The 11,856-nt window shown below is 69.4% G+C and carries 10 protein-coding genes; 1 reads left to right on the top strand and 9 read right to left on the bottom strand.

Annotation, left to right across the window (positions count from 1 at the left end):
* Positions 1 to 211 precede the first annotated feature (211 nt).
* Entirely contained in the window at positions 212 to 1,990 is a 1,779-nt protein-coding gene (locus tag AC5P9N_RS10995) for a monovalent cation:proton antiporter-2 (CPA2) family protein (RefSeq protein WP_005411591.1), read from the top strand.
* A 209-nt stretch (positions 1,991 to 2,199) separates the two neighbouring features.
* On the opposite strand, the gene AC5P9N_RS11000 is transcribed toward AC5P9N_RS10995, so the two are convergent.
* The 9 genes from AC5P9N_RS11000 to AC5P9N_RS11040 form a co-directional block, all read right to left on the bottom strand.
* Positions 2,200 to 5,535 (bottom strand): ankyrin repeat domain-containing protein, encoded by a 3,336-nt coding sequence (locus AC5P9N_RS11000; RefSeq protein ID WP_043034450.1) that lies wholly within the window; start codon positions 5,533 to 5,535, stop codon positions 2,200 to 2,202.
* The gene (locus tag AC5P9N_RS11005) at positions 5,528 to 5,788 is read right to left on the bottom strand and encodes a YcgL domain-containing protein (RefSeq protein WP_005411593.1); all 261 of its coding nucleotides are present in this window, start codon (positions 5,786 to 5,788) and stop codon (positions 5,528 to 5,530) included. Before AC5P9N_RS11005 ends, AC5P9N_RS11000 begins: the two co-directional genes overlap by 8 nt.
* 160 nt (positions 5,789 to 5,948) lie before the next feature.
* Positions 5,949 to 6,389 carry a hypothetical protein gene (locus tag AC5P9N_RS11010; protein ID WP_043034448.1) on the bottom strand — a complete coding sequence of 147 codons (441 nt, stop codon included), beginning with the start codon at positions 6,387 to 6,389 and terminating at the stop codon, positions 5,949 to 5,951.
* Positions 6,390 to 6,451: 62 nt separating this feature from the next.
* Complete coding sequence (locus AC5P9N_RS11015; RefSeq protein ID WP_005411595.1) at positions 6,452 to 7,690, bottom strand: beta-ketoacyl-ACP synthase; 1,239 nt, start codon at positions 7,688 to 7,690, stop codon at positions 6,452 to 6,454.
* Entirely contained in the window at positions 7,690 to 8,421 is a 732-nt protein-coding gene (locus tag AC5P9N_RS11020) for a 3-ketoacyl-ACP reductase FabG2 (RefSeq protein ID WP_005414863.1), read from the bottom strand. Before AC5P9N_RS11020 ends, AC5P9N_RS11015 begins: the two co-directional genes overlap by 1 nt.
* A complete protein-coding gene (locus AC5P9N_RS11025; protein ID WP_005411597.1) occupies positions 8,418 to 8,873 on the bottom strand; it encodes a hotdog family protein in 456 nt (151 codons plus the stop codon). The genes AC5P9N_RS11020 and AC5P9N_RS11025 overlap by 4 nt, the downstream gene beginning before the upstream one ends.
* On the bottom strand, positions 8,870 to 10,054 hold the full coding sequence (locus AC5P9N_RS11030) for a beta-ketoacyl-[acyl-carrier-protein] synthase family protein (RefSeq protein ID WP_005411598.1): 1,185 nt from the start codon (positions 10,052 to 10,054) through the stop codon (positions 8,870 to 8,872). The genes AC5P9N_RS11025 and AC5P9N_RS11030 overlap by 4 nt, the downstream gene beginning before the upstream one ends.
* Positions 10,051 to 10,608, bottom strand: a complete 558-nt coding sequence (locus AC5P9N_RS11035) for a DUF3261 domain-containing protein (protein ID WP_005414865.1) — start codon at positions 10,606 to 10,608, stop codon at positions 10,051 to 10,053. Before AC5P9N_RS11035 ends, AC5P9N_RS11030 begins: the two co-directional genes overlap by 4 nt.
* Positions 10,596 to 11,846, bottom strand: coding sequence for an NAD(P)/FAD-dependent oxidoreductase (locus AC5P9N_RS11040; protein WP_099485140.1), 1,251 nt, complete (start codon positions 11,844 to 11,846; stop codon positions 10,596 to 10,598). The genes AC5P9N_RS11035 and AC5P9N_RS11040 overlap by 13 nt, the downstream gene beginning before the upstream one ends.
* Positions 11,847 to 11,856: the final 10 nt, after the last annotated feature.

Below are 11,856 nucleotides of genomic sequence, written 5' to 3' on the forward strand. Positions count from 1 at the left end.
GGATGCGTGTGCCGACGGACGCGCCGCCAGCGGCGGGCAGTCTGGACCCGTGGACCATGCAGGTCAACCCGGTCCCGCCGCGGCAGCACCCTGCCCGCAGGTTGTTCTCGTGCGTACACAGGCCGGCGCGCATAATGGCGCGGTGGTGTTCGCCACGCTTTTCCCAACCCGAACGGACGCACAGCGGCTCCCCCGATGACCAGGTATTCCCATGCATAGCGGTGGTCTGGAACTGGCGCTGGTGCTGCTGCTGGCAGCGGTCATCGCCGTGCCGGTGTTCAAGAAGTTCGGTTTCGGCGCGGTGCTGGGCTACCTGGCGGCCGGTGTGGTGCTGGGCCCGGACGGGCTGGGCTTCGTGCAGGACGCCGACCGCATCCTCGGCGCCGCCGAGATCGGCGTGGTGATGCTGCTGTTCGTGATCGGCCTGGAGCTGTCGCCGGCACGCCTGAAGGTGATGCGGCGCTCGGTGTTCGGCGCCGGTGCGGCACAGGTGGCGCTGTCCGGGCTGGTGCTGGGCGGCCTGCTGCTGCTCGACCACTTCCAGTGGAAGAGCGCGCTGGTGGTAGGTGTGGCGCTGGCGCTGTCATCCACGGCGGTGGGCCTGCAGCTGCTGTCCGAGCACAAGGCGATCAACAGCGACCACGGCCGGTTGGGCTTTGCCATCCTGCTGTTCCAGGACCTGATCGCGATTCCGCTGCTGGCGGCCATCCCGCTGCTGGGCGGGGTCAAGAACGAGACCCTGCGCTGGGAAGATGCGGCCGTGGCGCTGGGTGCGCTGGCGGTGGTGATCCTGTGCGGACGACCGGTGCTGCGCAAGGTGTTCAGCATCATCGCGCGCACCCGCAGCCCGGAAGTATTCACTGCCACCGCCCTGCTGGTGGTGCTGGGCACCGCCTGGTTCATGCAGGAAGCCGGCCTCAGCCCCAGCCTCGGCGCGTTCCTGGCCGGCGTGCTGCTGTCCGATTCGGAGTTCCGGCATGAGCTGGAAGCGCAGATCGAGCCGTTCAAGGGGCTGCTGCTGGGCCTGTTCTTCATCGCAGTGGGCATGGGCATCGACCTGGACCGCATCGCCGCCGAGCCGTGGCTGATCGCCGCAGGTGTCGGCATCCTGCTGGTGGTCAAGTTCAGCCTGCTCTACGCGGTTGGACGTGTCGCCCGGCTCAGCTCGCGGCAATCGCTGCTGCTGGGCAGCGTCCTGTGGCTGGGCGGTGAGTTCGCCTTCGTGGTGTTCAACGAGGCACAGCGCGCGCACCTGCTGGGCAACGCCAACCACGACCGGCTGGTGGCGATCGTCGGCCTGTCGATGGCGATCACGCCGCTGTTGATGATCGCGCTGCTGAAACTGCTCGGCCAGGAGAAAGCCACTCCGCGCGAGCCGGCCGAGGCCGACAAGGTGGCGCCGGACAACCGGCCCAAGGTGCTGATCGCCGGCATGGGCCGCTTCGGCCAGGTGATTGCGCGCCTGCTGACCGCGCAGAAGGTGCCGTTCGTGGCGCTGGAGGCGAACCCGGATACCGTGGCCGACCTGCGCCGATTCGGCAACCAGCTGTATTACGGCGACCCGACCCGGCCGGAGATGCTGCGCGCGGCCGGGGGCGAGCACATCGATGTGTTCGTGATCACCGTGGATGACCCGGAAACCAACCTGCGCGCGGTGCGCATGGTGCGCCGGCTGTACCCGGACGCGACGGTGCTGGCGCGTGCACGCAACCGTCAGCATGCGTGGCGGTTGATGGACATGTCGGCCGAGCCGTTCCGCGAAGTGTTCGGCACCAGCCTGGAGATGAGCGGCCGCGTGCTGACCGCGCTGGGCGTGGCACCGGACGTGGCCGAGCGCCACGTGCAGCGCTTCCGCGAGCACGATGAGCAGCTGCTGCGCGACCAGTACCTGGTGTACGACGACGAGGCAGCGGTGATCCAGACCTCGCGCGACGCACGCAACGACCTGATGCATCTGTTCGAGGCCGACGCGGAAAGCGACGGCAAGTAGGCGTGCCGACCAACGGTCGGCACCCACCACGGATTGCAGTAGTGCCGGCCGCTGGCCGGCAGCCTCGGGATCCCGAAGGTTTCAGGAGATTGCCGGTCAGCGGCCGGCACTACCCACTGGGGATTCCGGCCGTAGATCCACGCCATGCGTGGATGACGCGATGCCGGGGTCAGAGCCCTTTCCGTGGGAAAGGGATCCGACCCCGATGCTCAACCGTTGTCGCGCAGGAACCGCGCCATCGACGAGACACCCGGCACGCGCGGTTCAAACTCGCCGGCCACGTCGATGAAGCCACGCATCACCGCGATCTCGCGCGGGCTGCGGTTGAGGCTGTCGCGCGCCTCCGGATCGGCACCAGCGCGCAGCAGGCGCTGCACCAGCAGCGGCAGACCGTGCAGGGCCGCGAGGTGCAGCGGTCCGAAGCCGCGCGGATCACGCACCTCAAGGCTCACGTCTTCGTCCAGCAGGCGTTCCACTGCGGCCATCACCACCTGTTCGTCGCAGGCGGTGCCGGGCTCGGCGCGTGCGCCCAGCAGCAGCAGCAGCGGCGTGACCGCACCGGCCGCGGCCTGGTCCGGTTCGGCACCGGCCAGCAGCAGGGTGTCGAGCAGGGCGAGCAGGCGCGAGCGGTCGCGGGCACTGAAGCCATACAGCGCGGCACAGTGCAGAGGGCCCAGCTGCTGGGCGTCACCGGCGTGCACGTCGGCACCGGCGGTGAGCAGGCGCGCAACGATGTCCGGCAAGCCCAGCGCGGACGCCAGCATCAGCACGGTCACGCCGCCCGGCAGGCGGTGTTCCAGCTTGGCGCCAGCGTCGAGCAGGGCCGAGACGATGTCCACTTGGCGCATGCTGACCGCCGCCGACAGCGGCGTGGCACCACTGGCCGCTGCGTGCTGCGGATCGGCGCCACGCGCCAGCAACAGGTCGGTCACCGCCAGATGGCCACCACCGGCGGCGCGCAGCAGCGCGGTGCAGCCCTGCGCATCAACCGCATCGACGGCGAAGCCCAGATCGATCAGGCGGCGTACCGCGTCGACGTCACCGGCCATTGCGGCGGCCGGCAGATCGGACTCGCGCAGGGTGCGACGCGGCAACGGCCACACCCGCCAGTCCAGCCAGTCGGCCAGATCGCGGCGACCAATCGACAGCGCCACGCCCAGCGGCGTCTGGCCATCGGCGGCGCGTGCTTCCGGCGAGGCACCGTGCTGCACCAGCAGCTTCAGCGCGCCTTCGCGGGCCAATGCGGTGGCCAGATGCAATGCGGTCATGCCATGGCTGTCGCGCGCTTCACGATCGACGCCCGCCTTGAGCAGCGCCTGCTGCAGGCGCAGCCAGCCCAGGCGCACCGCCAGTGACAACGGCGGATCACCGGCCGGCGAAGCCGCGAACGGATCGGCGCCACGCTCCAGCAATTCCAGCGCCAGCTGTTCCAGGCCACGGGCGGCCTGGTCGTGCTGTGCACAGGCCGCCAGGAAGCGCGCCAAGCCACCGCGTCCGGCCGGCGACAAGCCACGCTGCAACATCACCTGCAACGCCGGCACCGCATCGATTCCGCGCGACAGCAACGCGAACATCGGCGTATCGGAACAGGCGTCGCGCACGTAGGGATCGGCGCCGTGGCCCAGCAGCCAATCCACCGCGCGCGGCTCCAGCGCCAGCTCGGGGTCGAGCAGCAGGCCGCCCAGTTCTTCCGGCTGGCACAGCTTGGCCAGCGCGGCCATGCCTTCGGTGTTGCCGAAGCCCAGCGCCTCGCGCAGCAGGGTCAGCGGCGGGCGGTCCGGCAGCAGGCCGCTGGCACTGGCGGCTTCGCCACGCTCGGCCAGGCCGTCACTGACCGCGGCCGGCAACGGATAGGACGGATCCAGCAGGGCGACAATCGCCCAGCGCCCGGCTTCGGCAGCGTAGTCCACTGCACGGCGACCGACCGGATCGGTCGCGTCGGCGGCGATGCCCAGCTCCACCAGGCGCTTGACCAGCAACGGCGAGACATCCTCTGCCATCACGGCCAGCTGCACTGCGTTGCGCCCTTCGCCGTCGACGGCAACCAGATCCGGCTTGTGCGGCAGCAAGTGTTCGACCACCGCGGCGCGCCCGGCACGGGCGGCTTCCAGCCAGGGCGTACGTCCCAGTGCATCGCGTGCTTCCAGATTGGCACCGGCGGCCAGCAGCACGCCGATGATTTCAACGTGGCCGGCCAGCGCCGCCTCGTGCAGCGCGCTGCGGCGCTGGCGATCACGCGCGTCGGCACGTGCCTTGTGCTTGAGCAGCAGCTGCACGCCAGCCGGATCGTCGTCTTCGGTGGCGGCGGCGGCCAGCAGCACCGGGGTGCCCTCTGCCGGTTCGCTGCGCGCACCGCGTTCGAGCAGGAAGCGGGCCAGGCGCCAGTTGCCGACCTGGCAGGCCACGGCCAGCGGCGACCAGCCCTCGTTGTTCAGCGCATCGACTTCGGCGGCGGCATCGCGCAGCAGCGCGGCCACGCCTGGGTCGGAACTGCGCGCGGCATGGTGCAGCGGGGTGTTGCCATCGCTGTCGGTGGCACGCGAATCGGCACCGTTGGCGAGCAGGGTCATCACGGCTTCGGGGCGGCCATGCCAGCTGTCGCGGGTGGCGGCCAGCAGCGGGGTCATGCCCCGGTGCGGCGCGTTCACGTCAACGCCGCGGGCAATCAGTTCGCGCAGCAGGCGCAGGTCCGGCAACACCGCCGCCAGCACCGCCAGGCTGCGCTGGTCGCGCCAGTTCGGGTCGGGCAGCGCATACGGATCGGCGCCGGCCTGCAGCAGCTGCAGGCCGCGGTCGATGCGGCCGTGGCGGGCGGCTTCATACAGGGCCGGGGTCAGCTCCTGCGGTGCCATCGCCTCCAGCGGCGCGGTCTCGGCCGCGGCAGCGGACATCGGTTCGTGTTCTGCGCTGGACGTCGCCATCGGGCTGGGGCGCAACGACACCAGCGGCGCCGGCGCGACCCGTTGCAGCAGCAGGTGCAGCACGGGAGACACCACCACGGCCAGCGCAGCGGGCCAGCGCGCGCTCTCCGGCAGCAGCCCCGGCCAGGCCGGCAGCACCACCAGCGCGGCCAGCGCGATCACCAGCGCGGCGACACCGAGACCGCGCCAGGCGGTCAGGTCGCGTCCGGCCAGCGCCTGCCAATGCTGGGCCAGGCTGCCATCCAGGCGTTCAACGTCGTTCCACAGCGGCCAGGTGCGCCAGGCCGCCAGCAGGCCGGCACTGACCAGCACGCTCAGGCCCAGCACCGCGGCCAGGCTGCCGCTGTCACGCAGCGCCGCCAACGGCCAGGCCAGCAGCAGCGCCAGCAACAGCGGGGCGGCCGCCCACAACGCCAGCAGCGCCGGCAGGTCCTGGCGTGCAACCACCTTCAGCGGCAGCAGCGCACGGCTGCGCCGCCACCACGATACGCCCAGCGCGAACGCCGGTTGCGCCAGGGCGGCGAGGATGGCACCGGCAACGCCGCCCACGGCAGCACCCAGTGCCAGCAAGGCGCCCACGGCGAAGGCGATCGACAGGGCGCGCGGACGGGAGACGTCAGTCATAGTGGCGCGGCATCAGGCTGGCCACCGACGGCGGCACCTGCAGGTAGAACCCGCGCTCGCTCATGTCACTGCGAACCTTGTCCGGGTCGGCCTGGGCCAGGCGACGCTGGGCATCCAGGGCCACGTCCAGGACGAAGGTGAGCGCACCCAGCGAGGTGAGCAGCGGCGCAGGCAGCGCGCTGAAATCATCGCGTCGGGGAACGTAGACGTAGGTGTCAGGCTTGAGTTGGCTTTTATAGACGTAGGCGTGCATGTCCGCGGGACGATAACCCGGGAAGAGCCATGATTGTGTCGGAAAGCCGACACCGGGGAAAGCCGTCGGCCGACGATGGCGGCGTGATCGACGGCGTTTCCCCGACGGGGTTCAGCAATGTGGCGGCGGCGTTCAGGCAACGCCGCTGCCCTGCGGTCGCTTACTTGACCTTGGCGTAGGTGCCCTTCAGCGCCACGCCAGCGAGGATCGTACCGGCATAGCATTCGTAGTTGGTGCTGCTCTTGAACTCGTTCTTCTTGTAGTAGCTGACGATGTCGACCACCGCGTTGGCACCGCGCGACTTGGCGCCGTCCTGCAGCGCGCGCAGCGCCGACAGCGCGACCCAGCGGCAGGCCTCGGCATCACTCTTGTTGGCGGCGTTGGTCTTCTTGTTGGTCACGTCCTCGCCCAGGCGCTGCTGCACGCTGACCGGCTGGCCGGCCAGGTAGAAGCGCACGCTGCCGTCGATGCCGGCGTCCCGGGCGGCCTGCGAGGTGATCAGCTCCTGCAGGGACTGCTCAACGCGGGTGTCGCGGGCGGAGGCGGTGGAGGTCAGGGCCAGCAGTGCAGTGGCCGTGGCGATCATCAGGGTGCGGCGCATCGGAACATCTCCTTGTCGGGGGTGCGGGTGGGTTGAGGAAAAAGGCGGGATGGGACGGTGGATCATTCGCTCCAGCGGCGGAACACCAGCGAGGTGTTGATGCCGCCGAAGGCGAAGTTGTTGCTCATCACGTACTCGGCCTGCAATTCGCGGCCCTGCCCGGTGATGAAGTCGAGCTGGCCGCAGCGCGGGTCAACCTCGGCCAGGTTCAGCGTGGGGGCGAACCAGCCGGCACGCATCATCTCGATGCTCAGCCAGGCCTCGAACGCACCGCAGGCACCGAGCATGTGGCCGACGTAGCTCTTCAGCGAGCTGATCGGTACGCGGCTGCCGAACACCTGCGCGGTGGCCTGGGTCTCGGCGATGTCGCCGTGATCGGTGGCGGTGCCGTGGGCGTTGACGTAGTCGATCTGCGCCGCCTCCAGGCCCGCATCCTCCAGCGCCAGGCGCATGGCCTGGGCCATGGTGTCGGCGCTGGGCTGGGTGACGTGCTGGCCGTCGCTGTTGGTGCCGTAGCCGACCACCTCGGCAAGAATGGTGGCACCGCGCGCCTGCGCGTGCTCCAGGTCTTCCAGGATCAGCGTGCAGGCACCCTCGCCCAGCACCAGGCCATCGCGGCCGGCATCGAACGGGCGCGGCGTGGTCTGCGGCGCGTCGTTGCGCACGCTGGTGGCGAACAGGGTGTCGAACACCGCAGCGGCGGTGGCATCGAGCTGCTCGGCACCACCGGCGACCATCACCGTCTGCTTGCCGCTGCGGATCGCTTCATAGGCCGCGCCCACGCCCTGGCTGCCCGAGGTGCAGGCGCTGGAGGTGGTGTAGACACGCCCGGACAGGCCGAAGAACACGCCGATGTTGACCGGCGCGGTATGGCTCATCATCTTCAGGTAGGTGGTGGCGCTGATGCCTTCGGTGGTGAACTCGTTGAGCATGCGCCCGAACTCGCCGGTGGCTTCGTGGCTGCCCGACGAGGAACCATAGGCCACGCCGGTGCGACCGCTGCGCAGCACCGGGTGCTCGTGCAGGCCGGCTTCGCGCAGCGCCACTTCGGTGGCACGCACCGACATGATCGCGACCTTGCCCATGGAGCGGGTGGTCTTGCGGTTGTAGTTCGGCGGCAGCGCGAAGTCCTGCGCCGGCGCAGCCAGCTTGGTGTTCAGCCCGGCATAGACATCCCACTCGGGCATCGCGCGCACCGCGTTGCGGCAGCTGCGCAGGTGCGCCTCGATGGTCGGCCAGTCATGGCCGAGCGGACTGATCGCGGACGCACCGGTCACCACGACGCGACGATCGGTGGCCATCAGAGCATGCCCCCGTTCACCGAGATCACCTGGCGGGTGATGTAGCCGGCCGGTTCGGACAGCAGGAACGCCACCGTGGCCGCCACTTCGTCGGGACGGCCGACGCGGCCGGCGGGAATCAGCTTGAGCGCGTGTTCGATCACTTCATCGTTGAGCATTTCGGTCTCGATCAGGCCCGGGGCCACGCAGTTGACGGTGATCTGGCGGCTGGCCAGTTCCAGCGCCAGGGCCTTGGTGGCACCGATGATCCCGGCCTTGGCGGCACTGTAATTGACCTGCCCGCGGTTGCCGGCCAGTCCGGACACCGACGACAGGGTGACGATGCGGCCCGGCTTGCGCCGCCGCACCATCGGCATGATCAGCGGATGCAGCACGTTGTAGAAGCCATCCAGGTTGGTGTGGATGACCTGGTCCCAATCCTCCGCCGACAGTGCCGGGAAGGCGCCGTCGCGGGCGATGCCGGCATTGCAGACCACGCCGTAGTACGCGCCGTGCGCTTCGACATCGGCCTCCAGCGCGGCGCGTGCGGCCTCGCGGTCGGCCACGTCGAACATCAGTACGCGGGCCTGCTGGCCCAACGCGTGGATCTCGGCCACCACGGCCTGTGCCTCATCCAGGCGGCTGCGGCAATGCACCACCACGTCGAAGCCATCGCGCGCGATGCGCAGCGCGATGGCCCGGCCGATGCCCCGGCTGGCGCCGGTCACCAGCACGCTTCGATTCCCTGTCATGCCTGTCCACTCTCCAGATAGGCCATCGCATCGGCCGGTTCGAACACCGACACGTTGGCTGTAGCCCATTCGTCCTCGCCCGCCAGGATGCGGCAGGCGAACATCCCCAATCCATTGTCACCCAACAGCTCGCAGCGCGCCTGTACGCGCAGCCGCGAGCCGCTGGGGAAGCTGCAGCGCGCGCTGTTGTAGCGGCGGCTGCCGAGCAGGAAGCCCAGCTGCGGTGGCTTGCCCGCTGCACGCGCACGGCAGCCGGCCCAGGCCGCGATGGCCTGTGCCATGTATTCGATACCCACCCAGGCCGGCACTTCGTGGTTTTCCACGAACAGGCCGGCCTCGGGCACCACCAGTTCCGCCTCGATGGTGTCCTGGTCCCAGTGCGTGATGCGCTCCAGCAGGCACATGTCCTGGCGGTGCGGTACCACCTCTTCAATTGCATACAGCATGTTCATCGACGCTCCAGCGCCAGCACGGCATTGCTGCCGCCGAAGGCGAACGAATTGCTCAGCACCCGCCGCGGTGCCTGCGCCAGGCGGGTAGCTGGTGCGACCAGCGGCAGTGCCGGCAGCGCGGGGTCTGCCACGCCGTCCCACCAGTGCGGTGGCAGCTGCTGCTGCGGGTTCTCGGCCAGCACGATCCAGCACAATGCAGCTTCGATCGCGCCTGACGCACCCAGCGTATGGCCGGTCAGGGGCTTGGTCGAACTGGCCCGAATGCCGTTGCCCAGCACCTGCGAAACCGCCAGGCTTTCCATCGCATCGTTGTGCCCGGTGGCGGTGCCATGCAGGTTCACGTAGTCCACTTCATCGGCCGCCCAGCCGGCGCGCTGCAGCGCCTGCTGCAGGGCATCGATGGCACCCAGGCCCTGCGGGTCCGGCGCGGACATGTGGTGGGCGTCGGCCGATTCGCCCCACCCGGCCAGGCACACCGGGCCCGGCTCGCGGGTGAGCAGGAACAGCGCGGCGCCCTCGCCGATGTTGATACCGGCGCGGTGCTGCGAGAACGGATTGCAGCGCAGGGCCGACACCGATTCCAGCGCACTGAAACCGGCCACGGTGAAGCGGCACAGCGAGTCCGCGCCGCCTGCGATCACGGCGTCGACGATACCGGCTCGCAGCATGCGTGCAGCCGACATCAATGCCTTGGCACTGGACGAGCAGGCGGTGGACAAGGTCCACGCGGGCCCCTGAGCGCCGCTGCGCTGGCGCACGAACTGCGCGGCAGTACCCATTTCCTGCTGGGCGTAATCGAAGCCCTGCGGCCACTGGCCCTGTTCGGCGTGGGTGCGCAGGGCCTGCTCGGACTCACCGATGCCCGAGGTGCTGGTGCCCAGTACCACCGCCACGCGCTCGGCGCCATGGCGGGTGATCGCGGCGGCCACCGCCGGAGCGATCTGCGCCAGTGCCACGTCCAGCAGGGCGTTGTTGCGGCCGCGCAGGGCCACCGGCAGTTCCTCCAGCGCCGGCAGTGGCGTGCGTACTTCTCCCAGCGCCAGGGTGCGTCCCGGCAACAGGCTGTCGTTGTCACTGAGCCCGCCCGGCACGTCGGCGAACATCGCCGACGCGACAGCGGCGCGGCCATCGCCGAGCGCGCAGACCACGCCCAGGTCGTTCAGGTAGATCGGTGCACTCATCGGTCCTGTCCGGCCATGTCGATCGATTCGATGCGCAGCGCATAGCCTTCGGCACGGTTGTCCAGCTGCACGCTGCCATCGTCCAGGCGCTGCAGTTGCAGCCACACCGTGCCATCGCGCGACAGGCTGCGCTGCTGGCCGTCGTCGCTGACCTGCCAGTCGGCCGGCAGCGCGGCGGCGATGGCCGCGGTCGGCCAGAGCGCGAACTGCAGGTCATCCAGCACACGCTCGGCACGTACCTGCGGCGGCAGCCACGGCGCGCGCTGCTGGGTCAGCTGCTGGCCGTCCCACTGCAGGCGCACGCCGGTCTGGCCCATCGCCTGCACCGCCAGCTGCACCTGCTGCGCGTCGGCCTCCAGCAGCGCGTCGAGGTCGCGCTCATGGCTGCCGAAGCGGAAATGCAGCTGCTGCTGCAGGGCCAGCGGCGCCGGCAGGCTGGCCGGCGACAGCCGCAGCGGCGGCAGCTCCACCTGGGGCTTGGGCATGCGCCCGGCACAGGCGGCCAGCAGCAGGCACAGCAGCAGGGCCGCAGTACGGAAGATCAGGCGCTGCACAATTCCTCCAGCACGCGCATGCGGCGACCACTTTCATCGGCCACATACGGATTCTTGGTGTCCCAGGCGTAACCGGCCAGGATGGAGCTGATCATGTCGCGCACTTCGGGCTGCTGCTGCGGGTGGTAGATGATCTTCTGGAAGCCGCCCTGGTACCAGCTTTCCACGAAGCGGCGGAAGGTCTTCACGCCGGCGCGCAGCGGGATCGAGAATTCAGCTTCCCAGTCGACGGTTTGGCCGGCATAACGGCGCTTGAGGCACTCGCTGGCCAGCTGCGCGGACTTGAAGGCAATGGTCACACCGGACGAGAACACCGGGTCGAGGAACTCGCCGGCGTTGCCCAGCAACGCGTAGCCGGGGCCCCACAGCGAGCTGACATTGGCCGAGTAACCCGTGATGCGGCGCACCGGCAGCACCGCCCATTCGGCATTGGCCAGCAGGCGGGTCAGGTTGGGGTCCTCGCCGACGATGGCCTGCAGCTTCTGCAGGTCGTCGCCTTCGTAGCGCTCGAAGAACGACGGCTCGGCGACCACGCCCAGCGAGCAGCAGCCGTTGGAGAATGGAATCGTCCAGTACCAGACGTCGATGTGTTCGGGATGGGTGGTGATCAGGATCTTGTTGCGGTCGAAGTCGGCTTCGGCCGGAATGTTGTCGCGCACGTGGCAGAAGATCGCGCCGCGCACCGGGAAATTGGACGGCGATTCGAGCTGAAGCAGGCGCGGCAGCAGGCGCGCGAAGCCCGATGCGTCGAGGATGAAATCGGCCTCGATGCGGTATTCGCTGCCATCCGGGCGGCGCACGCTCACCGCAGGCTGTTCACCGGGTTCGACCGACAGCACTTCATCACCGAAACGCAGCATGGTTCCCATGCGCTCGGCGCCGCGTGCCAACACGTTGTCGAAGTCGGCGCGCTGCACCTGGTAGGTGGTACCCCAGCCCGGCGAGAACTTCTTCCGGAAGTCGAAGGCAGTACGCGCTTCACCGTGCACGAAAGCCGCGCCGTTCTTGTACTGGAAGCCGGCCTCGACCACATCCTGCAGCAGCCCGGCTGCTTCGATGTACTCCATGCTCTGCGGCAGCAGGCTTTCGCCGATGGAGAAGCGCGGGAACTGCTGGCGCTCCAGCATCAGCACCTGTCGGCCCTGCTGGCGCAGCATCGCCGCGGCCACGGAGCCGGCCGGGCCTGCGCCGATGATCAGGATTTCAGTGCGTTCGACAGCATCCACAGCAGTACTCATCGGGGCGTCC

This window comes from Stenotrophomonas sp. YJH_SMC_6 (assembly GCF_059371335.1).

Bases quoted from the DNA above. Each gene is read 5' to 3' on its own strand.
- AC5P9N_RS10995 (WP_005411591.1), top strand. From the start codon at position 212: ATGCATAGCGGTGGTCTGGAACTGGCGCTGGTGCTGCTGCTGGCAGCG.
- AC5P9N_RS11000 (WP_043034450.1), bottom strand. From the start codon at position 5,535: ATGACTGACGTCTCCCGTCCGCGCGCCCTGTCGATCGCCTTCGCCGTG.
- AC5P9N_RS11005 (WP_005411593.1), bottom strand. From the start codon at position 5,788: ATGCACGCCTACGTCTATAAAAGCCAACTCAAGCCTGACACCTACGTC.
- AC5P9N_RS11010 (WP_043034448.1), bottom strand. From the start codon at position 6,389: ATGCGCCGCACCCTGATGATCGCCACGGCCACTGCACTGCTGGCCCTG.
- AC5P9N_RS11015 (WP_005411595.1), bottom strand. From the start codon at position 7,690: ATGGCCACCGATCGTCGCGTCGTGGTGACCGGTGCGTCCGCGATCAGT.
- AC5P9N_RS11020 (WP_005414863.1), bottom strand. From the start codon at position 8,421: ATGACAGGGAATCGAAGCGTGCTGGTGACCGGCGCCAGCCGGGGCATC.
- AC5P9N_RS11025 (WP_005411597.1), bottom strand. From the start codon at position 8,873: ATGAACATGCTGTATGCAATTGAAGAGGTGGTACCGCACCGCCAGGAC.
- AC5P9N_RS11030 (WP_005411598.1), bottom strand. From the start codon at position 10,054: ATGAGTGCACCGATCTACCTGAACGACCTGGGCGTGGTCTGCGCGCTC.
- AC5P9N_RS11040 (WP_099485140.1), bottom strand. From the start codon at position 11,846: ATGAGTACTGCTGTGGATGCTGTCGAACGCACTGAAATCCTGATCATC.